General features: G+C 65.2%; 17 protein-coding genes and 5 pseudogenes. 20 read left to right on the top strand and 2 right to left on the bottom strand.

From position 1 onward, the window contains the following. Positions 1 to 107: 107 nt before the first annotated feature. The 13 genes and pseudogenes from EKK97_RS12090 to EKK97_RS12030 all read left to right on the top strand — a co-directional run bounded on the left by EKK97_RS12090 (position 108) and on the right by EKK97_RS12030 (position 11041). Positions 108 to 380, top strand: a complete 273-nt coding sequence (locus EKK97_RS12090; RefSeq protein ID WP_159552157.1) for an FmdB family zinc ribbon protein — start codon at positions 108 to 110, stop codon at positions 378 to 380. A gap of 54 nt (positions 381 to 434) precedes the next feature. After that, positions 435 to 2213, top strand: a complete 1779-nt coding sequence (gene aspS / locus EKK97_RS12085) for an aspartate--tRNA ligase (protein ID WP_159552155.1) — start codon at positions 435 to 437, stop codon at positions 2211 to 2213. A 118-nt stretch (positions 2214 to 2331) separates the two neighbouring features. Then, positions 2332 to 2871, top strand: coding sequence for a crossover junction endodeoxyribonuclease RuvC (gene ruvC, locus EKK97_RS12080; protein WP_159552153.1), 540 nt, complete (start codon positions 2332 to 2334; stop codon positions 2869 to 2871). A 154-nt stretch (positions 2872 to 3025) separates the two neighbouring features. Beyond that, positions 3026 to 3638 (top strand): annotated as a pseudogene (gene ruvA / locus EKK97_RS12075) (Holliday junction branch migration protein RuvA). Positions 3639 to 3742: 104 nt separating this feature from the next. Further along, positions 3743 to 4780 carry a Holliday junction branch migration DNA helicase RuvB gene (gene ruvB / locus EKK97_RS12070; protein WP_159552151.1) on the top strand — a complete coding sequence of 346 codons (1038 nt, stop codon included), beginning with the start codon at positions 3743 to 3745 and terminating at the stop codon, positions 4778 to 4780. Beyond that, positions 4777 to 5172 (top strand): tol-pal system-associated acyl-CoA thioesterase, encoded by a 396-nt coding sequence (gene ybgC, locus EKK97_RS12065; protein ID WP_201296859.1) that lies wholly within the window; start codon positions 4777 to 4779, stop codon positions 5170 to 5172. Before ruvB ends, ybgC begins: the two co-directional genes overlap by 4 nt. 23 nt (positions 5173 to 5195) lie before the next feature. Next, a complete protein-coding gene (gene tolQ, locus EKK97_RS12060; protein WP_159552149.1) occupies positions 5196 to 5885 on the top strand; it encodes a protein TolQ in 690 nt (229 codons plus the stop codon). Positions 5886 to 5897: 12 nt separating this feature from the next. After that, the gene (gene tolR, locus EKK97_RS12055; protein ID WP_159552147.1) at positions 5898 to 6335 is read left to right on the top strand and encodes a protein TolR; all 438 of its coding nucleotides are present in this window, start codon (positions 5898 to 5900) and stop codon (positions 6333 to 6335) included. 31 nt (positions 6336 to 6366) lie between these two features. Then, positions 6367 to 7575, top strand: coding sequence for a cell envelope integrity protein TolA (gene tolA / locus EKK97_RS12050; RefSeq protein WP_159552145.1), 1209 nt, complete (start codon positions 6367 to 6369; stop codon positions 7573 to 7575). Further along, positions 7575 to 8870 carry a Tol-Pal system beta propeller repeat protein TolB gene (gene tolB, locus EKK97_RS12045; protein ID WP_159552143.1) on the top strand — a complete coding sequence of 432 codons (1296 nt, stop codon included), beginning with the start codon at positions 7575 to 7577 and terminating at the stop codon, positions 8868 to 8870. The genes tolA and tolB overlap by 1 nt, the downstream gene beginning before the upstream one ends. 41 nt (positions 8871 to 8911) lie before the next feature. Then, the gene (pal, locus tag EKK97_RS12040; RefSeq protein WP_159552141.1) at positions 8912 to 9448 is read left to right on the top strand and encodes a peptidoglycan-associated lipoprotein Pal; all 537 of its coding nucleotides are present in this window, start codon (positions 8912 to 8914) and stop codon (positions 9446 to 9448) included. A gap of 36 nt (positions 9449 to 9484) precedes the next feature. Beyond that, on the top strand, positions 9485 to 10255 hold the full coding sequence (ybgF, locus tag EKK97_RS12035) for a tol-pal system protein YbgF (protein WP_159552139.1): 771 nt from the start codon (positions 9485 to 9487) through the stop codon (positions 10253 to 10255). 27 nt (positions 10256 to 10282) lie between these two features. After that, on the top strand, positions 10283 to 11041 hold the full coding sequence (locus EKK97_RS12030; protein ID WP_159552137.1) for a YciK family oxidoreductase: 759 nt from the start codon (positions 10283 to 10285) through the stop codon (positions 11039 to 11041). Between the two features lie 23 nt (positions 11042 to 11064). Here EKK97_RS12030 and EKK97_RS12025 read toward each other — a convergent pair. Together EKK97_RS12025 and ubiG are read right to left on the bottom strand one after the other, a co-directional pair. Then, positions 11065 to 11726 (bottom strand): annotated as a pseudogene (locus EKK97_RS12025) (HAD-IA family hydrolase). Then, on the bottom strand, positions 11723 to 12442 hold the full coding sequence (ubiG, locus tag EKK97_RS12020) for a bifunctional 2-polyprenyl-6-hydroxyphenol methylase/3-demethylubiquinol 3-O-methyltransferase UbiG (protein ID WP_159552135.1): 720 nt from the start codon (positions 12440 to 12442) through the stop codon (positions 11723 to 11725). The pseudogene EKK97_RS12025 and the gene ubiG overlap by 4 nt, the downstream one beginning before the upstream one ends. Positions 12443 to 12609: 167 nt before the next feature. Here ubiG and galU point away from each other — a divergent pair. From galU to msrA, 7 genes and pseudogenes are all read left to right on the top strand, one after another. After that, a pseudogene (gene galU / locus EKK97_RS12015) lies at positions 12610 to 13499 on the top strand (UTP--glucose-1-phosphate uridylyltransferase GalU). Positions 13500 to 13504: 5 nt separating this feature from the next. Next, positions 13505 to 14793: pseudogene (locus EKK97_RS12010) on the top strand (UDP binding domain-containing protein); the annotation flags it as partial. Positions 14794 to 14894: 101 nt separating this feature from the next. Further along, a complete protein-coding gene (locus EKK97_RS12005; protein WP_159552133.1) occupies positions 14895 to 15812 on the top strand; it encodes a coiled-coil domain-containing protein in 918 nt (305 codons plus the stop codon). A 51-nt stretch (positions 15813 to 15863) separates the two neighbouring features. Next, positions 15864 to 16097 (top strand): annotated as a pseudogene (locus EKK97_RS25825) (POTRA domain-containing protein); the annotation flags it as partial. Positions 16098 to 17317: 1220 nt separating this feature from the next. After that, positions 17318 to 17746 carry an autotransporter assembly complex protein TamA gene (locus EKK97_RS25820; protein ID WP_340162854.1) on the top strand — a complete coding sequence of 143 codons (429 nt, stop codon included), beginning with the start codon at positions 17318 to 17320 and terminating at the stop codon, positions 17744 to 17746. After that, complete coding sequence (gene tamB, locus EKK97_RS11995) at positions 17710 to 21993, top strand: autotransporter assembly complex protein TamB (RefSeq protein WP_234286250.1); 4284 nt, start codon at positions 17710 to 17712, stop codon at positions 21991 to 21993. The genes EKK97_RS25820 and tamB overlap by 37 nt, the downstream gene beginning before the upstream one ends. A gap of 34 nt (positions 21994 to 22027) precedes the next feature. Next, the gene (msrA, locus tag EKK97_RS11990) at positions 22028 to 22642 is read left to right on the top strand and encodes a peptide-methionine (S)-S-oxide reductase MsrA (protein ID WP_159552131.1); all 615 of its coding nucleotides are present in this window, start codon (positions 22028 to 22030) and stop codon (positions 22640 to 22642) included. The last annotated feature ends 4 nt before the right edge of the window (positions 22643 to 22646 follow it).

The following is a 22646-nucleotide window of genomic DNA, read 5'->3' as shown; positions in this document are numbered from 1 at the left end:
GCCAGGCACGTTATACTATCGGGCTTTCACGGCAGGCTTGGAAAGTGCACCGCTCGACCCTATATCGCCGTTGGTTGCGCGCTGTCGAATCAGGAGTGAATTGAACCATGCCCATCTATGAATATCAGTGCAAGGCCTGCGGCCATCGACTGGAGAAGCTCCAGAAGCTCAGCGCCGCCCCCCTGACCGATTGCCCCGCCTGCGAAGCGCCCGAGCTCGGCCGCCTGGTGTCTGCCGCGGGCTTCCGTCTGGCCGGTGGCGGCTGGTACGAAACCGACTTCAAGTCCGGCAGCAAGAAAAACCTGGCCGGCGACTCGGCGAGCGGTGGCGGAGAAGGCAAGCAGAGCAAGGCGCCGGCGAAGGACGGCGCCGCGGCCTGACCGTGACCCATACCGACCATTTCACAGACAACGCTTAACGAAACAGGATACGACATGCGCAGCCATTATTGCGGCCAGCTAAACGAGACCTTGGTGGACCAGACGGTCACCCTGTGCGGCTGGGTTCACCGTCGCCGTGACCACGGCGGTGTGATCTTCCTCGACATGCGCGATCGCGACGGCATCGCCCAGGTCGTGGTCGACCCCGACACCGCCGAGGCCTTCGCCACGGCCGACCGCGCGCGCAGCGAGTATGTGCTGCGCGTCTCCGGTCGCGTGCGGCTGCGCCCCGAAGGCACCCAGAACCCCAAGATGCCCACCGGGATGGTCGAAGTGCTGGCCAAGGATGTCGAAGTGCTGAACACGGCGGCCACACCGCCGTTCCAGCTCGACGAACATGGCAAGGTGGGCGAGGAGGTGCGCCTCAAGCATCGCTACATCGACCTGCGCCGCCCGGAGATGATCGAGAAGCTGCGCCTGCGCTCGCGCATTTCCCACCACGTGCGTGCCTTCCTCGAAGGGCAGGGCTTCCTCGACATCGAGACGCCGGTGCTGACCCGCGCCACGCCGGAGGGCGCGCGCGACTACCTGGTGCCCAGCCGTACCCATCCGGGCAGCTTCTTCGCCCTGCCGCAGTCGCCCCAGCTGTTCAAGCAGCTGCTGATGGTGGCCGGCTTCGACCGCTACTACCAGATCGCCAAGTGCTTCCGCGACGAGGACCTGCGCGCCGACCGTCAGCCGGAGTTCACCCAGATCGACATCGAGGCCTCCTTCGTCGAGGAGGAGGACATCATGGGCGTCACCGAGTCCATGATCCGCGAGCTGTTCCAGGACGTGCTCGACGTCGAGCTGCCGGCGTTCCCGCGCATGACCTGGGCCGACGCCATGGACCGCTACGGCTCCGACAAGCCTGACCTGCGTATTCCGCTGATGCTGGTCGATGTCGACGACCTGATGAAGCAGGTCGACTTCCAGGTATTCTCCGGCCCGGCCAATGCCGCCGACGGTCGCGTGGCGGCACTCAAGGTGCCGGGCGGGGCCAGCATGTCGCGCAAGGTGATTGACGACTACACCAAGTTCGTCGGCATCTACGGCGCCAAGGGTCTGGCCTGGATCAAGGTCAACGAGCGCGCCAAGGGCCTCGAGGGCCTGCAGTCGCCGATCGTCAAGTTCATGGAGAACGTGATCGAGGAGTTGCTCGACCGCATCGGTGCGGAGGATGGCGACATCGTCTTCTTCGGCGCCGACAAGGCGCGCATCGTCAACGAGGCGCTGGGTGCGCTGCGGGTCAAGCTGGGTGAGGACCTCAACCTCTATACCCGTGACTGGGCGCCGCTGTGGGTGGTCGACTTCCCCATGTTCGAAGCCGATGACAACGGTCGCCTGAGCCCGCTGCATCACCCGTTCACCTCGCCCTCGTGCAGCCCCGAGGAGCTCAAGGCCAACCCGGCCGCGGCGCTCTCGCGGGCCTACGACATGGTGCTCAACGGTACCGAACTGGGTGGCGGCTCGATCCGTATCCACGACCAGCAGATGCAGAGCACCGTCTTCGAGATCCTCGGCATCGGCGAGGAGGAGGCCCGCGAGAAGTTCGGCTTCCTGCTCGACGCCCTGCACTATGGTGCGCCGCCCCACGGCGGCCTGGCCTTCGGTCTCGACCGCCTGGTGATGCTGATGGCCGGTGCGCGCACCATCCGTGAAGTGATCGCTTTCCCCAAGACCCAGAGTGCGGCCTGTCTGATGACCGACGCACCGGGCGAGGTGAGCGGCGACCAACTGCGCGAACTCAACATTCGTCTGCGCCAGAAGGTCAAGTCGGAAGGGCAGGAGTGAGTACGCCAGCCAGCTATGCGATGAATGAAACCGGCGCCCATGTGGCGCCGGTTTCACGACGCTTCCAGCGATGCCATGCCGGGTGCGTGTCGGTCGCTCACGAGCGGGAGAGCCTGGCGTGCTGATCCTCGGCATCGATCCCGGCTCGCGCATTACCGGCTACGGCGTGCTCGATGTCACTACGCCTCAACCACGCTATGTGGCCAGTGGCTGCATTCGCCTGCAGGACGCTGACTTGCCGCAGCGCCTGGCGCGCATCTATGCGGGTATCGCCGAGTTGATCGGTGAGTATCGCCCGGGTGAAGTGGCCATTGAGCAGGTATTCATGTCGAAGAATCCGGACTCCGCGCTCAAGCTCGGCCAGGCGCGTGGAGCGGCCATCGTCTGCGCCGCCAATCACGGCCTGGCCGTGCACGAATACGGGCCGCGTCAGATCAAGCAGGCGGTAACCGGCAGCGGTGGGGCGACCAAGGCTCAGGTGCAGCACATGGTGGTGGCGGTTCTGGGGCTGGACGGCTCTCCCCAGGCCGATGCCGCAGACGCACTCGCCATTGCCCTGACCCACGCCCACGCCAGGCTCGGGCTGCTGACCCAGGGCAGTTTCGGCGGGCATCGCACGCGACGCCGAGGCGGCTCCTGGCGTGATTACCGCCCTTGATGGCGGGTCGGCGGCCTGGGCAAAATAATTCTCGAACACCGTTTACCATGGGCTGGTCAGCCGCTTGAGCGACCAGTATAGTGGCGCCAGGAAGGGGCCTTCGGCCTGGACGTATTTCGGAACGGGATTTATCGGAATGGGACTGTAAGTCGCCATGATCGGACGCTTGCGTGGCACCCTGCTCGAGAAGCAGCCGCCCTGGTTGGTGGTGGACGTGGCCGGTGTCGGCTACGAACTCGAAGCCTCGATGACGACCCTGGTGGCGCTGCCTGGGGCGGGGGAGCCCGTCTCCCTCTATACGCACCTCACCGTGCGCGAGGACGCCCATCTGCTGTTCGGCTTCGCGCGTGAGCAGGAGCGGGCGTTGTTCCGTGCGCTGATCAAGGTCAATGGAGTCGGTCCCAAGCTGGCCCTGGCGATTCTGTCCGGCATGGACGAGACGGCGTTCATCCGCTGCGTGATGGAGGACGACGCCAAGTCGCTCACCCGTCTGCCCGGGTCGGCAAGAAGACCGCCGAACGCTTGATCATCGAGATGCGGGATCGCTTTCCGCACTGGGAGCACCCTGGTGCGACCGATCTTGCCGGTGCTATGGCGCCGGCCAGCGAGGCTCGGGAACGGCAGGATCCGCTGGCGGATGCCGAGGCAGCGCTGGTCAGTCTGGGCTACAAGCCCACCGAGGCGGCGAAGATGCTCTCGGGCTGGAAGAGGGCCTGTCGACCGAAGCTCTGATCAAGGCCGCCCTGACCAGGCGTATGGCCGGCTAGGTCGTGTCATGCATTGTCGTGACCGGCCAGTCACCCGTACCGTCCTGTCCGCTGAAACAGTGACCGCTACCCTGGATGTTTCATGAACGCCGCGAGTGTTCGACATGATGCACAATGACCGCTTGATCGCCGCCGACGAGCGCGAGGGCGAAAATCGCGTCGATCACGCGATCCGTCCCAAGCGGCTAGCCGAATATATCGGCCAGCCCCGCGTGCGCGAGCAGCTGGAAATATTCATCAGTGCAGCACGTGGGCGTGACGAGAGTCTCGACCATACCCTGGTGTTCGGTCCTCCCGGGCTGGGCAAGACCACGCTTGCCAATATCATTGCTGCCGAGATGGGGGTGGGGCTCAAGTCCACCTCCGGTCCGGTGCTCGAGCGTGCCGGTGATCTCGCCGCCATGCTCACCAACCTGCAGCCGGGCGACGTGCTGTTCATCGACGAAATCCATCGTCTCTCTCCGGTTGTCGAGGAAATCCTCTATCCCGCCATGGAGGACTTCCAGCTCGACATCGTCATCGGCGAGGGACCGGCGGCGCGCTCGATCAAGCTCGACCTGCCGCCTTTCACCCTGGTGGGCGCCACCACGCGTGCCGGCCTGCTCACTTCGCCGCTGCGCGACCGCTTCGGCATCGTCCAGCGCCTGGAATTCTACGACATCGAGGAGTTGACCGAGATCGTCGCGCGCTCGGCGCGGCTGCTCGGCGTAGAGGCGGACCGTGAGGGCGCCCGTGAGGTGGCGCGGCGTTCGCGTGGCACCCCGCGCATCGCCAACCGCCTGCTACGGCGGGTGCGCGACTTCGCTCAGGTGCGCGCCGATGGCAAGGTGGATGCCGCCATTGCCGATCAGGCGTTGAATATGCTGCATGTGGACCATCATGGGCTCGACCACATGGACCGCCGCCTGCTGTTGGCCATGATCGAGAAGTTCGACGGGGGGCCGGTGGGCATCGACTCGCTGGCAGCGGCAATCGGTGAGGAGCGCGATACTATCGAGGACGTGATCGAGCCCTACCTGATTCAGCAGGGGCTGATGATGCGTACCGCACGCGGGCGGGTGGTGACTCGCCAGGCGTGGCAGCATTTCGGTCTGGTGCCCCATGAGCAGGCCCTGGATGCGAGCGGCGAGGTGCGTCAGTGAGTGATTTTCTCCTGCCGCTGCGTGTCTACATCGAGGATACCGATGCCGGGGGCATCGTTTATTACGTCAATTACCTCAAGTACATGGAGCGGGCACGCAGCGAGTGGCTGCGCCATCACGGTTTCACCCAGCGCGAGCTGCTCGAAGCCGGTATCCAACTGGTCGTGCATCGGCTGGAGTGTCGCTATGCCAAGCCCGCCCGCCTCGACGATGAGCTTAACGTCTCGGCAGCCGTCCTGTCGTATGGGCGCTGCCGGTTGAGTTTCGTGCAGATAGTGATGCGTGACGGGGAACCCTTATGCGAGGCGAGGGTCGACATCGCCTGTCTGGATGCCGTTCGTCTCAAACCCACACCCTGGCCGCCGGCACTCGCCGCGGTTCTTAACGGTTAACTGCAAGATCAGCGAGGAAGCCCGTGAACGACTCCATGTCAATACCGCACCTGATCATGAGCGCCAGCACCGTGGTGCAGCTGGTCATGCTGATCCTGGTGATAGGCTCGATTCTCTCCTGGGTGGTGATTTTCCAGCGTACCTTCGTGATGCGCCGGGCACGTGCCGCGCATCAAACCTTCGAGGAGCGCTTCTGGTCCGGTGTCGATCTCAACGAACTCTATCGCGAGACCCCTTCGGAGCAGGAAACCCAGGGCGCCGAGCATGTCTTCCGTGCCGGATTCCGCGAATTCAATCGCTTGATGGCCAAGACCAAGAGTGCCGATGCCATCCTTGACGGCGTCCAGCGCAGCATGCGCGTGGCCTGGTCGCGGGAGGAGGAGCGCCTGACCATGCATCTGGTGTTTCTCGCCACGGTAGCCTCGGCGAGCCCCTATATCGGCCTGTTCGGTACCGTGTGGGGCATCATGGGCTCGTTCCAGTCGCTCTCGATGGCACAGCAGGCAACGCTGGCCACTGTGGCGCCCTGGATCGCCGAGGCGTTGATCGCCACCGCCATGGGCCTGTTCGCCGCCATCCCCGCGGTCATCTTCTACAACCGCCTGTCGTCCGAGTCCGATCGGCTGCTGGGCAAGTACGAAGACTTCGCCGAGGAGTTCCACTCCATCCTGCACCGCAATCTGCAGGGGCGCAGCGAAACCGGCGCCGCCTGAGGGAGACGCGACATGCATGGACCGTTCAACCGCGGCGGCCGCCGCAAGCCGATGGGGGAGATCAACGTCGTTCCCTTCATCGACGTCATGCTCGTGCTGCTGGTCATCTTCATGATTACCGCGCCGATGCTGACTCAGGGCGTACAGGTCGAGCTGCCCCAGGTCACCTCCGAGCCGATCGAGAGCCAGGAGGACCGCGAGCCCATCATCGTGTCGGTGGATCGCGAAGGCGGCTACTACCTGTCGATCGGCGGCGAAGAGATGAACGTCGATCTCGAAGAGCTGGGCGATCGCGTGATCATCCTGCTCGATCGCCAACCGGGAACGCCGGTCATGGTGCGTGGGGATCGTTTCGTGCCCTATGGCGAAATTGTGACCCTGATGAGCACCCTGCAGGTGGCCGGGGTGGCCAATGTTGGACTGATTTCCGAGCCGCCGCCGCGTGATTAAGCGCCTTTTGCACAAGAAGGTAGGAGACGTGATGGCCCGACGTCAGCGCGGACCTGCGCGTAGAAACGACAAACCTGTCGGCTATGGCGTGCCTGCGCTGCTTGCCATCGGCCTGCATGTACTGGTCGTGATACTCAGTGTTATCACCTTGCCCCAGCGGCAGCCGGTCGAGCCCGATTCGAGTTCGATCGTCCAGGCCACGCTGGTCAGCACCGAGACCACTACCGACCAGGCGCAGCGTGCCGAGGAGGCTCGGGCGCGGGCGGCGGCACGCCAAGCCGAGGAGGAGGCTCGTCAGGAAGAGGAGGCGCGGCAGGCCGAAGAGCAGGCGCGTGCGGAAGCCGAGCGTCAGGCAGCCGAAGAGCAGGCCCGCCAGGCCGAGCAGGAGCAGGCGGCGCGCGAGGAAGAGGCACGCCGGCTGCAGGAGACCCGTGAGGCCGCCGAGGCGGAAGCCCAGCGGCGCGCCGAGGAAGCGGAGCGCCTGGCTCGCCAGCGTGAAGAGCAGGAGGCCGAACGGCAGCGCCAGCAGGAAGAGGCGGCCGAAGCCGAGCGACAGCGTCAGCAAGAGGCCCAGCGTCGTGCCGAAGAGGAGGCGCGTCGCCAGCAGGAGGCCGAGGAGCAACGCCAGCGCGAGGCGGAGGAACAGCGCCGCCGCGAGGAAGAGGCCCAGCGTCAGCGTGAGGCCGAGGAGCAGCGCCGTCGCGAAGAGGAAGCCCAGCGTCAGCGTGAAGCGGAAGAACAGCGCCGTCGCGAAGAGGAAGCCCAGCGCCAGCGTGAGGCCGAGGAGCAGCGTCGCCGCGAAGAGGAAGCCCAGCGTCAGCGTGAGGCTGAGGAGCAACGCCGCCGCGAAGAGGAAGCTCGGCGTGCGGCCGAAGCCGCGTCCCAGGGGCTTGATCGTGCTATCGAGGGTGAGTCGGACGCAGTGGCCAATGCCCGGCAGGCCCAGGAAGCGGCGAACAGCTTCATCAACCTGGTCCGTCGTGCAGTGGAGCAGGCGTGGGTGATTCCGCCCGGAGCCAGTGGCGGTCTCTCCGCTACCGTTCAGGTGCAGCTGGGTCCCTCGGGTGAATTGTTTGGCGCTACCATTAGTCAGAGTAGTGGTGACAACAGTTTCGATCGCTCCGCTATCCAGGCAGTGGAAGCCGCCGCACCGTTCAACGAACTGCGCCAATTGCCGCCAGCGGCACAACGTGATTTTCGACAGTTCAATCTGCGTTTCACACCGGGAGATGTACGCTGATGAAAGCCCTGATGACCACATGGCTGGCTGCCTTGCTGCTGATGTTAGGCACGCTTGCCCATGCCCAGTCCGATCTGACTATCGAAATCACCCGAGGCAGCGACCGGGCGACCCCCATCGCGGTCGTGCCATTCGCTACCGACGGTGAAAGCCTGCCCGAAGACGTGGCCCAGATCATCAGTGACGACCTGGAGCGAAGCGGTTTCTTCGCTCCGCTGCCGCGCGACGCCATGTACGATCGCCCCAGTTCCGGCGATGAGGTCCGCTATGGTCAGTGGCGTGCCCTCGATGTCCGCTACCTGGTCGTGGGCAATGTCAGTCGTGGTTCCGATGGCTATCGCATTCGCTACGAGCTGATGGACATCAGTGGCCAGCGTCGTATGATCGGAGAGAGCGTCAGCGCGGGGAGCAATGAGCTGCGCGGCGGCGCCCACTACATCAGCGACCAGATCTTCGAGGCCATCACCGGCATTCGCGGTGCTTTCTCGACCCGCATCGCTTATGTCACGGCGCAAGGGACGGACCAGGACATGCAGTTCGCCCTGTACGTTGCCGATGCCGATGGGCATAACAGCCAGCAGGTGCTGAGTTCGCGTGAGCCTATCCTGTCGCCGGCGTGGTCGCCGGATGGACGTAAGCTGGCTTATGTCTCCTTCGAGACGGAGCGTCCCGCCATCTACGTGCAGGACGTGGGCACCGGCCAGCGCGCCCGCTTGGCTTCGTTCGATGGCATCAACGGTGCGCCGGCCTGGTCGCCCGATGGCCGGCGTCTGGCCATGACCCTGTCGAAAGACGGCCAGCCCGAGATCTACGTAATGGACGTGGGCTCGCGCAACCTCGAGCGCATCACCAACAACTCGAGCATCGATACCGAGCCCAGCTGGGCGCCGGATGGTCGTAGCCTGATCTTCACCTCCGATCGCAGTGGCGGTCCGCAAATCTACCGTTACAGCTTCGGTGGTGGACAGGTCGAGCGGCTGACCTTTACCGGCAACTACAATGCGCGGGGCCGCTTGTCGCCGGATGGGGAAACACTGTTCCTGGTTCACCGCAGCAGCAACGGTTATCAGGTGGCGCGCCAGGACCTGGGGTCTGGACGTCTGGTCGTTCTCAGTGACTCCCGTTGGGATGAATCACCTAGTGTTGCGCCCAACGGGACCATGGTAATCTTCGCCACCCAGCAAGGTAACAGCGGGGTGTTGGGGGCCGTGTCGGCCGATGGACGGGCGTCCTACCGGTTGCCTTCGGCGCGTGGTGACGTGCGCGAACCCGCGTGGTCACCGTTCTTGAACTAAAGCAACTACGTGTCATTCGAAATCCTTTGAGGAGTTTGACGATGCAATTCAAGTCGCATGCCAGAACCCTGGCAATCGCCCTGTCTCTGGCTCTGATTGCCGGCTGTTCCAGCACCGGTGGCAGCCGTGACGGGTCCATGGATGGCACACGCACCGATGGCGGCGTCGGTACCGGTGTCGCCGGTTCTGGCCAGGTCGGTGGCACCGGCGTCAGCGGCGATCGCGCCGGTCAGCAGGCCGACGGCCGTATCCCCGAAGTCCGTACCATTTACTTCGATTTCGACCGTGACACCATTCGTCCCGAGTTCGAATCCGTGCTGGTGGCGCATGCTCGTTACCTGCGCTCCAACGGCAATGCGCGCGTCGTGCTGCAGGGGCACACCGACGAGCGCGGTACACGCGAGTACAACATGGCGCTGGGTGAGCGTCGTGCCAACTCGGTGAAGCGCTTCCTCGAGGTGCAGGGCGTCTCCCCGTCGCAGCTCGAGGTGGTCAGCTACGGTGAAGAGCGCCTGGCGGTGCGTGGCAACGGCGAAGATGCCCATGCCCAAAACCGTCGCGTGGTCTTTGCCTACTGAGCGAACTGGCGCAATCGCGCGCCTATGGAGTGAAGCATGAGACACAGTCTGAAAAGGCTGTGCGGCGCGGGAGCCCTGGTGCTCCCGCTGTCCGTGATGAGCCTTGTCGAAGCCCAGCAGCGTCCGATCGTGGAAGACCGCACCGCACAACCGCGGGGCTTTCTCGAACAGGCCGAGGTGCGTGAAGAGGCCGGCGGCAGCCTGGTGATGTACAACCAGTTGCAGGAACACCAGCGCGAGATCCAGCAACTGCGAGGCCAGATCGAGGAGCTGCGTCACCAGCTCGAACAGCTGCGCAACCAGACCCGCCAGCAGTATCTCGACCTCGATGAGCGGCTGATGGCGGGCAGTGCCGGTATCGAGGCCAATCCGCAGGTCGATGAGGAATCGGCCAGGCAGGTAGCCCAGACGCCCTCGCCGAGCGGTAACAGCCCCGACGCCCAGGCCGCCTACCAGGCTGCCTTCGCCAAGGTCCAGGCGCGCCAGTTCGGTGAGGCGATCGCGGCCTTCGAGGCGTTCGTCGCTGACTACCCCGACACCAGCCTGACCGCCAATGGCTATTATTGGTTGGGGGAACTGCACTCGGCCGAGGCCAATCTGGACCAGGCTGAAGGCGCGTTCCGCCAGGTCATCGACAACTACCCGCAGAGCAGCAAAGTGCCCGATGCGCTTTACAAGCTCGGCCTGATCAAGGCGCGCCAGGGCGAACTCGAACAGAGCCGTTCACTGCTCGAGCGCGTGCGTGACGACTATCCGGACAGCAGCGCTGCCGGGCTTGCCAACGATTTCCTGCGCCAGTCCCTGTAACGGGCTGGCCCCGCTCAAGGAGCCAAGATGACCTGCAAGATCGACTATGCGGCGCCTGCCGACCTGCTTCGCGACCGTATCATCCTCGTGACGGGGGCCGGTGATGGCATCGGCCGCGCGGCGGCCCTGGCCTTTGCCCGGCATGGCGCCACAGTGATACTGCTGGGTCGTACCATTGCCAAGCTGGAAAAGGTCTACGACGAGATCGAGGCTGCAGGCGGCCCGCAACCGGCCATCTATCCGCTCAATTTCGAAGGGGCCGCGCTCAAGGATTACCACGACATGGCCGAGACTCTGGACAAGGAGTTTGGCCGGCTCGATGGCATTCTGCACAACGCCGGGCTGCTGGGGCGCATCACTCCGTTCGAGCAGTACAATCCGGAGCTGTGGGAGCAGGTCATGCAGGTCAACATCAATGGGCCGATCTGGATGACCCAGGCCTTGTTGCCCTTGCTGCAATCCTCTCCCGATGCTTCGGTCGTCTTCACTTCGTCCAGCGTGGGGCGGAAAGGCCGTGCCTTCTGGGGTGCCTATGCCGTCTCCAAGTTCGCCACCGAAGGGTTTGCCGAGGTGCTGGCCGACGAGATCGAACACCTCGGTACGCTGCGCGTGAACACGATCAACCCCGGAGCCACTCGCACCAAGATGCGTGCCAATGCCTATCCGGGCGAGGATCCCGAAACCCTGCGTACACCGGAAGAGATCATGCCGACCTATCTGTGGCTGATCGGGCCGGAGAGCAGGGGGGTTAACGGCGAGCGCTTCGACGCCCAACCGCCCAAGTAAGCAAACGGGGCCTGTCTGGTATTTCAGGCAGGCTCCAGCAGGGCCTCGACCAGCTTCTCGCAGGTCTCGAACCAGAGGTCGGCCGGCCACTCCCGGTAGTCGTCTCCCTCTTCGATGTAGCCGTAACCGACGGCGACGGCCACCATGCCGGCGGCGCGGGCCGCCTGCATGTCGCGCAGGTGGTCGCCGATGTACCAGCACTGCGATGCCGGCACGTCCAGTCGTTCGGCGGCGGCCCATAGCGGTTCCGGCGCCGGCTTGCGCTGCGGCAGGTCGTCGGCACACAGCAGCGCACCGGGAGCCAATCCCAGCGCCTCGACGAGCGGTGCCGCATAGGCGCGGGGCTTGTTGGTGACGATGCCCCAGGGCAGCCCCCGGTCCTCCCAACTCTCCAGCAGCCGGTCGAGGTGGGGAACAGGCAGCTCTCTTCGGCCACGGCCTGGCCGTACGCGTCGAGCAGGAACTGGCGCGCCGCGTCATGGTCCCGATGCGCCTTGTCCAACCCCAGCGCCAGGGCAACCAGCGCGCTGCCGCCGTTGGAGACCTGCGCGCGGATCACCGAATAGGGTAGTGGCTCGAGGCCATGATGAGCGCGTAGCGCGTTGGTGGCGCGGGCCAGGTCCGGTGCGGTGTCGACCAGCGTGCCGTCGAGGTCGAACAGCAGTGCGCGGGGCGAAGACGTCATGCCGGCTCCCGGCGGCAGTGCACCATATAATTGACCGAGACGTCCCGGCTGGAGAGACGATAGTGGCGCGTCAGCGGGTTGTAGGTGAGACCGTTCTGCTCGCGTACGGAGAGTCCATGCTCACGGCACCAGCCGGCAAGCTCCGAGGGGCGGATGAACTTGCGATACTCATGAGTGCCACGGGGCAGCATCCGCAATAGGTACTCGGCACCGACGATGGCCAGGGCATAGGCCTTGGGATTGCGGTTGATGGTGGAGAAGAACAGATGGCCACCGGGCTTCACCAGCGCCGCACAGGCCTGGATGACCGAGCCGGGATCGGGAACGTGCTCGAGCATCTCCATGCAGGTCACCACGTCGTATTCGCCAGGCTGCTCGGCAGCCATGGCTTCGGCGCTGGCCTGACGGTACTCCACCTCGACGCCACTCTCCAGCGCATGCAGGCGTGCCACGCCAAGCGGCGCCTCACCCATGTCGACCCCGGTGACGCGAGCGCCTCGATGCGCCATGGCCTCGGCCAGGATCCCGCCGCCGCAGCCCACGTCGAGCACCTTGCGGCCGGCGAGCCCGCAACGGGCATCGATGAAATCCAGGCGCAGCGGGTTGATGTCATGCAGCGGCTTGAACTCGCTGTGCGGGTCCCACCAGCGGCTGGCCAGGGCTTCGAACTTGGCAATCTCGCCCTGGTCGACGTTGTGGTGGAGGGTTGCGCTCATGTGGTCTCTCCGTGTCAATTGGTCTGGCACCCTGGCAACATTCTTTACCTTCGGTATCATGCACATTGTACCCGTAGCTGCCCGGGCTTTCCCATGACGGAATCAAGGACAGACCCGGGAAGCGATATTCACCAACGTCCGTTCACCAACTGACAAGGAAGGCACCCATGATTCGCAAGGCCGTACTGCCCGTGGCCGGATTCGGCACCCGCTGTCTGCCGGCCTCCAAGGCGATTCCCAAGGAAATGATCACCATCGTCGATCGCCCGGTGATCCAGTACGTGGTCAGTGAGGCGGTTGCCGCCGGCATTCGCGACATCGTGCTGGTGACGCATGCCAGCAAGAGCGCCATCGAGAACCACTTCGACACCCACTACGAGCTCGAGGCCACCCTCGCCGCGAAGAACAAGCAGGAGCTGCTCGACGAGTTGCGCGCCATCGTACCTGCCGACGTCAATATCATCAGTGTGCGTCAGCACGAGCCGCTTGGCCTGGGCCACGCCGTGCTCTGCGCGCGCTCCGTCATCGGCGACGACGAGCCCTTCGCGGTGCTGTTGCCCGACGTCCTGGTCGATGACGATGGACTCGAGCGCAACGACCTCGCCGGCATGATCGATGCCTTCGAGTCGACCGGGCGTTCGCAACTGATGGTCGAGGACGTGCCGTGGGAGAACGTGCACAAGTACGGCATCGTGAGCCCGGAAGGCGAGCCGCCTGCCGCTGGCAAGTCCTGCCCGCTGGCCGGCGTGGTGGAGAAGCCCGCGCGCGAGGAAGCGCCTTCCAACCTGGCGGTAATCGGCCGCTACGTGCTGCCGGGCAGCATCTTTCCCTTGCTGGCAGAGACCCGCCGGGGGCCGGCGACGAGATCCAGTTGACCGATGCCATCGAGACGCTGCGCCAGCGCGACGGTGTCGACGCCTGGCGCATGCGCGGCAAGACCTACGACTGCGGCCATCAGCTCGGCTATCTCGAGGCGACGCTGGTCTATGCCCGTCGGCATCCGCGCTTCGGCGAAGGCTTCCGCGAGCTGCTCGCTCGCTATAGCCAAGCGGGGTGAGCGACATGCGCATCGAGATACATGGCAGCGAGCTGGCGGCGGCTACGGCCGCCGCCGCGCTCTCCTGGGTTGGCCATCAGGTGCGCTGGGTGCCGCACGAGAGCATGCGCTGGCCGGCACTCCAAGCGGCCGACTGGCTGCGGCGAGAACCCGATCTGCTCGACCGCCTCGAAGAGGGGCGGGAGCAGGGCACCCTGCATCTGGCCAACGGTGAGGATGCCACCTCGGCTGAAAGCATCGACATCCTGTGGCTCGCATTGTCTCCTGAGCAGCGTGAGGAAGCCGACGCGCTGGTGGTCCAGGTCGCTTCGCGCCACCAAGGACCGCTGACCCTGGTCAACAACTCGACCTTTCCCGTCGGCGAGACGGAACGGCTGGAAGCGCGGCTCGGCGGTAACGGCCGGCGTGCGGTCGCGCTGGTCGACATGATCGAGGAGGGGCGGGCATGGGCCAGCTTCACGCGCCCCGGCCGCTGGCTGCTGGGCTGCGACGATGAGCGTGCCGAGGCCCAGGTGCGCGAGCTGTTGCGCGCCTTCAACCGCCGTCGCGACGTGATCCAACTGATGCCTCGTCGTGCGGCGGAGCTCACCAAGCTGGCGACGATCGGCATGCTCGCCACGCGCATCAGCTACATGAACGAGATCGCCGGGCTCGCCGACAGCCTGGGGGTCGACGTCGAGTACGTGCGCCAGGGCATGGGGCAGACTCGCGTATCGGCTATGAGTATCTCTATCCCGGCTGTGGCTTCGGTGGTCCCCATCTTTCACGCGACCTGATGCGTCTGGCCGATGTGCAAGAGGCCAGCGGCCGGCATTCGGCACTGCTGGAGCAGGTGCTGGACATCAACGAGCAGAAGAAGGAGACGCTCTTCCGCAAGTTGTGGACCCACTTCCACGGACAGCTTGGAGGACGAACCCTGGCGATCTGGGGAGCGGCCTTCAAGCCGGGCTCGGCGCGTATCGATCATGCGCCGGTGCTGACGCTGCTCAGGGCGCTGTGGGCCCAGGGCGTTCACGTCCGGCTGCATGATCCTGCGGCCATCCCGGCCGTGCGCGCCGAGATAGGCGACCATCCACTGCTGAGCCTGTTCGATGGCGATCCCTATGCCGCCTGCGAAGGTGCCGATGCGCTGATGCTGGTCACCGAGTGGAAACACTACTGGAACCCGGATTGGCCGCGCCTGGCCGAGCTGTTGCGCGAGCGGCTGCTGCTCGACGGGCGTAACATCTACGATCCCCGCCATGTGGCCAGTTGGGGACTGACCTACCGCGGTATCGGTCGAAGGGCCGATCCGCGGAGCCAAGCGCGACGCGTTGAGGCAGCCGTGTGCGTGCAGGCGCTGGACCTGCTTACAATGGACAGGCGCCTGCCGCACCTGCCTAGAAGGAGTTTGACATGCCCGAAGCGCGTCCCTCCGAGCGACGTCCCATCGTGCCCGACCCGGATTCCAGCCTGACAAGGCCGAGACGTGTTTCCCAGCCGCAACCGCGCCTTTGGCCCTTGAAGTTTGCCGTGCTGCTATTGCTGGCCATGCTGCTCGGCGTGGCATGGCTGGGGTGGCAGGAGATTCAGCGCTTGAGCGCCGAGGTACAGCAGGTCACCTCGGGAATGTCCAACGTGCATGCTCGCTTCGATGCGGAGGAAGGGCGCGGCGATCGTCTCGAGAACATCGAGTCGCGGCTCTCCTCCACGGAAGAGCATGCCGAGTCGGTGGTGGCTCGGATGGCGGGCCTGGAAGTCGAAGTGCAGCAGGTTGCCGAGCGGGATGCCTCACGCTTCGAAGCGCTGGACGAGCGCATTGACGATGTTGCCTCCAGGCTCGAGCGACTCGACGGCGAGGCCGAAGATCGCGATGCTCTGCTCGAGGCGGTGCGAGCCTCTCTCGATTCGCTTGAGCGTGTCGCGGAGGAGGGACGTGAGGTCCTGGTCGCAAGGATCGAGGCGTTGGCCGAGGCCAACGAGCGCCAGGGCGAGCGTCTCGCCGAATGGGAGTCGTTACAAGATGAACTGGCGGAACGTCAGCAGGGCGTGAGAGCATCGCTCGATGAACGGCTCGAAGCCGTGGACGAACACGTTCAGCAGCTCCTGGAGCAGGAACTCTCCACTCTGGAGGAGCGCCTGCAGGCTCGCACGGTGGCCCTGGAGACACGCCTCGACGATCTCGCCGGGGAGATCGAGTCGACCGCCGATAGTGAGGAAGCCTCACAGGCGATCGAGAGTCTTCGGGCTCGCTTGGCGTCGATGGAGGCCGAGTTGCGCGAGTTGCGTCAGGAACAGTTGTCACTCAGCGCAGGGCTGGAAGCTCTGCGATAGGTTGCCTGGTTCTCACGGGCCGGGCAGGAGTCGAGTCGGGAAGCCGTGTATATGGGAATAGGCGTGATCTCACGCATGGGGGCGGCGGCCCTGTGTCTTGGTATGGCGCATGGAGCGCTGGCACTGGAGGCACGCATCGACGGGTTGGATGGCGACGTTGCCGACAATGTCCGTTACTACCTCGGTGAGCTGGATGCCGCGCAGTATGACCGTCGCCGCCTGGAAGGCGAGGTGGTACGGCGAACGCGCGAGGCCATGCGGGTCTATGGCTACTACGAGCCGCGCGTGCGCTCACGCCTCGACGAACAGGATCCACCGCGCCACGTCGACCTCGCCATCGATCCGGGGCCGCAGGTGGTCATCGAAGTGCTCGACATTCGTCTCGAAGGCGAGGCGGCCGAGGACGAACCCTTTCGCGATACCGTGGGCGCCTTTCCCCTGGCGGAAGGCGACCCTCTACAGCATGCACCTTGGGATCGCATGCGCAACCGGCTTGCCAACCTCGCCCTCGAGCGTGGCTATTTCGACTGGTCCTTCACCGACCGACGCATGGAAGTGCGTCCATTCGACGAGAGTGCCAGACTCTACCTCACGCTCGACAGCGGGCGCCGCTATGCCTTCGGCGACATCGCGATCCGTGGCAGCCATATCGTCGAGGACCGCTTGCGCAACATGGCGCCCTTCGAGCCAGGTGGGCCTTATCTCGCCGGTCAGGTGGCGCTCTACGCCCAGCGCCTGGGACAAACCAACTGGTTCAGTTCGGTCAGCGTGCGTCCCCGACTGGATGCGCGCCGCGAACTGGCTCTGGCGCCTGCGACGCTGGGCTGGTGGAATGCGGTGGCCACCGAGGGTGAGGCGACGTTGCCGCAAGCGCCTTCCAGGCAAACGGAGATGGTCAGCGGACCGAGGCTCTCTGCCACTGCGCTGGCTGCCGCCGCGCGCCTGCATGCCCCAGAGCGTCCCAGCATGCCGGTCGACGTGGTCCTGGCTCCGGCCGATCGTCATCAGTTCGAGACCGGTATCGGCTATGCCACTGACGTCGGCCCACGTCTGCACTTCGGCTGGAACCAGCCGTGGATCAACCGCTATGGCCACAGTCTCGATCACGACTTCTTCATCTCACAGCCCGAACAGCGGCTGACCGGCACCTACCTGCTGCCGCTGGACAATCCGCTGCGTGACCAGTACCGCTTCCAGTACGGTCTGCGCCATCGTGACAACGAGGATACGCGCAGCAACGAGGCGACCGTCGAATTGGCTCGGCGCTGGGAATTCGACAACCGTTGGGTGCAGACCCTGTTCGTGCGTGCCACCTACGAAGACTTCACCCAAGGCGGCGAAGCCGAGAGCGTCTTCATCTACTACCCGGGGGTAAGCTGGTCGCGGACACGAACCCGCGACCCCCGTTTCCCCACTTGGGGCGACCGCCAGCGCATCACCTTCGAATATTCCGACACGAGCTGGGGATCGGGTGCCGATTTCCTGCGTATGACGGGTAATACCGAATGGATACGCATGCTGGGGGACGACTTGCGATTCGTCACTCGCTTGGCCATGGGGGCTATCGAAACCAGCGACTTCTCCCAGGTTCCCCCTCGCTGCGTTTCTTTACTGGCGGCGACCGTTCGGTGCGCGGGTATGGCTTCGAGACCCTGGCGCCACGCAATGAAGAAGGCCTGCTGCGTGGCGGCCAGCAAATGCTGGCCGGCAGCGTCGAGTTCCAGCGGCGCGTGACGGGCAACTGGTGGGGCGCAGCCTTCGTCGACAGCGGCGACGCCTTCGACGACTGGTGGCCGGAAACCCTCAATACCGGTGCGGGCCTCGGCGTACGTTGGATTTCCCCCGTCGGGCCGGTGCGTTTCGATATTGCTCACCCCTTCGATGACGAGGAGAACTCGTGGCGTCTGCACTTCGCCATCGGCCCGGAATTCTGAGAATGCGCCTGCTGCTGTGGTCGCTCATTCGGCTGCTGATCGTGCTGCCCCTGCTGGCGATCGGCGTAGTGATCCTCGTGCTCGGCCTGGCGCTGTCGCCGTGGGGTGCCGGGCTATTGCTCGAGGAAGGAGCCAAGCGAGGGCTCTATCAACTGGAGCGGGTCGAAGGCGCGCCGCTGGATCGCCTGGTGCTGCATGGGTTCCAGCTCGAGGCCGGCCCCGTCGAGATCGCCGCCGAACGTCTCGAACTCGCCTGGGCCGACGACTGTCTGCTGCGCGGCCGCCTGTGCATCGAGCGCCTGGCCATGCTGGGAGGAAGCGTACGGCTGCATGAAACGGCGACTGCCGAGCCGGATGAGGCGGCACGGCCGAACGAGGTGGGCGACCCCATCCAACTGCCGCTACCCATGGAAATCCGTGAGCTGATATTGCAGGACACCAGGGTTGAGCTGGCGGATGGCACCCGGATCGAACTCGAGCGGCTGGCGACGGCAGCTCAGGCGGAGAACAGCCAGTTGCACCTGGCAGCCTCCCGCGCCGATGGCCTGCGTGTCGAACTGCCGGATACGCCGGAATCGACACCGGGAGCGGACGAGATGGCAGCGCCGACCCAAGCTACCGAGCCACTCGAAGATGAGCCGTTGGTGATAGCCCCCGCACCGTTTCGCTTTCCACTCGACATCTCTGCACCGGAACTCGAGGTGGAAGATGTCGAGCTACGACTCGCCGACGGCACTCGCATCGGTTGGGATCGTCTGCATACCGGCATCGAGGCAGAGGACGAGCGCCTCACGCTGTTGCCGACGCGGCTCGTCGCGCTGCAGGTCGCGATGCCTCCGGCTGCCACTGCACTGGCCCTGGATGAGTCGGGAGATGTGGCGGTACTGGACGAACGAGCCCTGGCGGCTGCCGAGGCCGTGCAGGCGCCGGCGACCGCTGTCGAGGCAGCGGTGCCGCTCGACCAGCGTGAGCGCATCGCGCTGCCCGATATCAGCCTGCCGTTGACCGTCTCGGCACCGCGGGTCCACCTCGATGGTGTGGAGCTGAGCGGCCCCGTGGACTACACCTTGCGGCACCTGACGCTCGCCTTCGAGGCGAGTGGCCAGGAGGTGGAAATCGCGGCGCTGGAAGTTGCCAGCCTCGATGCCGATGCCCGCTTGACCGCGCGGATTGCGCTGCATGACGACTATCCGCTCGAGGCGCGGCTCGAGGCCGCCTTGTGGGTGCCGGAGTTGATGCCCGGGCTGGCCGGACAGCGCCTTGAGCTGCACCTCGATGGCAGCCTGGCAGAGCTGCGGGCCCAACTGGTGGCAAGCGGCCCCGTGGATGCCCGCCTGACGGCCCGCGCCGACGTGCTGGATCCCACGCTGCCGTTCAGCGCCAGCGCCCAGAGTGAATTCCTGCAATGGCCATTGCCGATGACCGCCGCGCTGGCTGACGAGACCGAAGAAGCCGACGTCGCCGAGCCGTTCGTGGTGGAGGATCTGGAGCTGAGAGCCTCGGGCAGCCTGGAGGATTACACTGCCGCGCTGTCCATGCGGCTGGAAGGGCCCGACATCCCTCTGACCCGGGTGGCGCTGTCGGGAAGCGGAGATTTCGAGCACTTCGCCTGGACGCCGCTCTCGCTTGCCCTCGGCAATGCCTCGGTGGTCAGCCGGGGGAGTGTCGAGTGGCGGGAAGGGTTGAGCCTCGAGGCCACCGCGCGCCTCGACAACGTCGATCCGGGGCTGTTCACCGAAGCGATGGAGGGGCGCCTCAGCGGGAACGTCGACGTGGCCTTCAGCCAGACGCCTGAAGGATGGCAGTTGCATGTGCCACGCCTGGCCATAGACGGTGAACTCCAGGAGTTGCCTCTGTCGTTGCGGGCGCGTCTGGCCGGCAACAGCGACATGCAATGGCAGGTCCAGGAGTTCGATTTCCGCCAGGGTAACAACCGCATCACGGCAGATGGTGCCATCTCCGAGCGACGCATGGATCTCAGCGGGAATATCTCGCTCACCGAACTTGGTAGCCTGCACGACGAGCTCAGCGGCAGCGTGACTGGGCGTTTCCGCACTGCCGGCACGCCAGAGCGGCCGCAGTTGAACCTCGACCTGCAGGGCAGCGAACTGGCCTTCGAAGACAACCGCCTGGAGGCGCTGCAGCTCACCGGCAGCGTGCGCGGTCTGGACGATCCCGAACTCGACGTGGACCTCGTCATCGAGCGTCTCAACGCAGGCGGCCAGCGCTTCAGTGAGGTTACGCTTGGCCTGGCGGGTCGACTGTCGTCCCATCGCGCGGAACTTGCCGCCATCGCCGGTCGAGGCATGCCGTTGTCACGGGTGGCACTCACCCTGGAGGGCGGCTTGTCTACCGAACGTCAGCGCTATACGGGACGTATCGATCCTCTGGAGGTCGATACCGATCATGGTGACATGCGCCTCGACGAGCCGATCGAATTCAACGCCGATCTGGCAGCCGGTCGCATCCAGGTTCGGCCGTTCTGCCTGCGCCGCCAGCAGGGTGGCCAGCTATGCCTGGACGACACGCTCCAGGCCAGTGCCGACCAGGGGCAGGTCGCCCTGTCGGTGCGTGGCTTGCCCATGGAGCTGCTCGAGGAGTGGCTGCCCGAGGATTGGCAGGCCAGCGGTGCCACCGATCTCGAGTTGCAGGCCCGCTGGCGACAAGGAGGACGCCAATGGAATGTCGAGGCGGACCTTGCCAGTGAGCTGGACCTCGAGGGCTTCGATATCTACGGCCAGCCGTGGTCGATGCCGGATACGCGCCTCAACGTGAGGTTGAACGCCAGCCAGACCCGTACGGATCTCGATCTCGACCTGGCGCTTGGCGATGCCGGTCGTCTTAACCTCGACATCGGCCTCGATGATCCGCTAGGCCGCGGTGAGCTCGATGGAGTCCTGGTCCTCGACGGTCTCGACCTGTCGCGCTATCGCACTCTCGCCGAGGGGCTCGATACGCTGGAAGGCGTCGTGACCGGCAGGGTGCGGATCGGGGGAACTCGCGACAACCCGAGCCTGGATGGTGCGCTCGAACTGACCGGGCTACAGGCCTCGGGGCTCGATGTGCCGCTGATCGTCGAGGATGGGCGCATACGCATCGAGTTCAATGGCGATAGTGCGCGCCTGATGGGCTACGTCGCCAGCGACGAAGGACGCCTGGTGGTCGACGGTAACGCCAGTTGGCCGTCGTTGGACGAGTGGCGCATCGCCGTGGATCTGGACGGTACACGGCGACCGCTGCTGGTGACGCTTCCCCAGTTCGGGCGACTGCGTATCGCGCCGGAAATCGCCGTGCGCATCGATCCCCAGCGGCTGCGGGTGCGCGGCGATGTACGCGTCCCATGGGCGAGGCTGGAGATCGGCGAAGCGCCGCCGGCGGCGGTCAGTCCCAGCCCCGATGAGATCATCATCACCCGGCGTGACGAGGCGCGGGCTCAGCGGCGCGAGGACTTGCAGGCGACCACAGGCGACGACGAAGCGGCCGCTGTCGCCCTGCGCGAGGCGGGCATGATACTGGATGTGCGCCTCGAGCTGCATCTCGGGCCGGACATGATGCTCTCCGCCTCGGGCCTCGAAACCGGGCTTGCCGGCACTTTGCAGGTACGTCAGCAGGATGGCCCGGTGCAACTGTTTGGCGAGGTCAACCTGGTCGACGGCCGCTTCCGGGCCTTTGGCCAGGATCTGCTGATCCGCCAGGGCCAGCTGCTGTTCAGCGGTCCGCCGGATCAGCCACTGCTCGACTTCGAGGCCATTCGCAATCCGGACATCACCGAGGATGGCGTCATTGCTGGCCTGCGGGTGACCGGCTTTGCCGCCGAGCCGAGCCTGGAGATTTTCTCTGAACCGGCCATGGACGAGGCGCGAGCGCTCTCCTACCTGCTGCGCGGACGTGCCCCCAGGGATGGCGACGCGGATGGCGCTCTGACGGCCGCGCTGGTTGGCCTGACGCTGGGCCAGACGGGAGGTGTCGTGGGCGCCATCGGCCAAGCCTTCGGCATCGACGACCTGGCGCTGGAAACCACCGGGGTGGGCGACGAGAGCCAGGTCGTGGTGAGTGGCTACCTGACAGAAGATCTACGTGTCAGCTATGGTGTCGGTATCTTCTCGCCAATCGCCGAACTCACCCTGCGCTATACGCTGTGGCGCGATCTTTACGTGCAGGCGGTATCCGGCGCCGCCCAGGCCATCGATCTGGTCTATGTCTTCACTCGGCCCGGACGGCCGCCCAGACTGGAAAGCGAGCCATGACCATGCAACCGACCCGTCTCCCGAGGACAGTGCCATGACCGTCGAACCTGCCCACGCCCTGCCGGGGCGTGATACACCGATCCGAATCTCCGGAATCCATGCCGTGAGCGGGCACTCGATGCTGCCTCCCTTCCCGCAGGGACACGAGCAGATCGTCTTCGGCCTGGGTTGCTTCTGGGGTGCCGAACGGCTGTTCTGGGAATTGCCCGGGGTGTATGTCACGGCGGTGGGCTACGCCGGTGGCGTGACGCCCAATCCCACCTACGAGGAAACCTGCACCGGGCGGACCGGCCATGCCGAAGTGGTTCAGGTGGTGTTCGACCCGCGCGAGGTCGACCTGAAGACGCTCTTGAGGGTCTTCTGGGAGGCGCACGATCCGACCCAGGGCATGCGCCAGGGCAACGACATCGGAAGCCAGTATCGCTCGGCGATCTATACCACCGACGATGCCCAGTTGAACGCTGCCAAGCGCAGTCGCGACGCCTATCAGTATGCACTGGCCCAGGCCGGGCGAGGGCGGATCACCACGGAAATCAGCGCACTCGATACCTTCTATCTGGCGGAGGAGTACCACCAGCAGTATCTGCACAAGAACCCCGCAGGGTATTGCGGACTGAAAGGTACCGGAGTCAGCTGTCCGATCGGCTGAGGTG

The organism is Billgrantia tianxiuensis (assembly GCF_009834345.1).
GTDB classification, from domain to species: domain Bacteria; phylum Pseudomonadota; class Gammaproteobacteria; order Pseudomonadales; family Halomonadaceae; genus Halomonas; species Halomonas tianxiuensis.
Note: the sequence above shows the minus strand (reverse complement) of the source record. Positions and strands in the feature narration are given on the sequence as shown.

Bases quoted from the DNA above. Each gene is read 5' to 3' on its own strand.
- EKK97_RS12090 (WP_159552157.1), top strand. From the start codon at position 108: ATGCCCATCTATGAATATCAGTGCAAGGCCTGCGGCCATCGACTGGAG.
- aspS (WP_159552155.1), top strand. From the start codon at position 435: ATGCGCAGCCATTATTGCGGCCAGCTAAACGAGACCTTGGTGGACCAG.
- ruvB (WP_159552151.1), top strand. From the start codon at position 3,743: ATGATGCACAATGACCGCTTGATCGCCGCCGACGAGCGCGAGGGCGAA.
- tolR (WP_159552147.1), top strand. From the start codon at position 5,898: ATGCATGGACCGTTCAACCGCGGCGGCCGCCGCAAGCCGATGGGGGAG.
- tolA (WP_159552145.1), top strand. From the start codon at position 6,367: ATGGCCCGACGTCAGCGCGGACCTGCGCGTAGAAACGACAAACCTGTC.
- tolB (WP_159552143.1), top strand. From the start codon at position 7,575: ATGAAAGCCCTGATGACCACATGGCTGGCTGCCTTGCTGCTGATGTTA.
- pal (WP_159552141.1), top strand. From the start codon at position 8,912: ATGCAATTCAAGTCGCATGCCAGAACCCTGGCAATCGCCCTGTCTCTG.
- ybgF (WP_159552139.1), top strand. From the start codon at position 9,485: ATGAGACACAGTCTGAAAAGGCTGTGCGGCGCGGGAGCCCTGGTGCTC.
- EKK97_RS12030 (WP_159552137.1), top strand. From the start codon at position 10,283: ATGACCTGCAAGATCGACTATGCGGCGCCTGCCGACCTGCTTCGCGAC.
- ubiG (WP_159552135.1), bottom strand. From the start codon at position 12,442: ATGAGCGCAACCCTCCACCACAACGTCGACCAGGGCGAGATTGCCAAG.
- EKK97_RS12005 (WP_159552133.1), top strand. From the start codon at position 14,895: ATGCCCGAAGCGCGTCCCTCCGAGCGACGTCCCATCGTGCCCGACCCG.
- EKK97_RS25820 (WP_340162854.1), top strand. From the start codon at position 17,318: ATGGATACGCATGCTGGGGGACGACTTGCGATTCGTCACTCGCTTGGC.
- msrA (WP_159552131.1), top strand. From the start codon at position 22,028: ATGACCGTCGAACCTGCCCACGCCCTGCCGGGGCGTGATACACCGATC.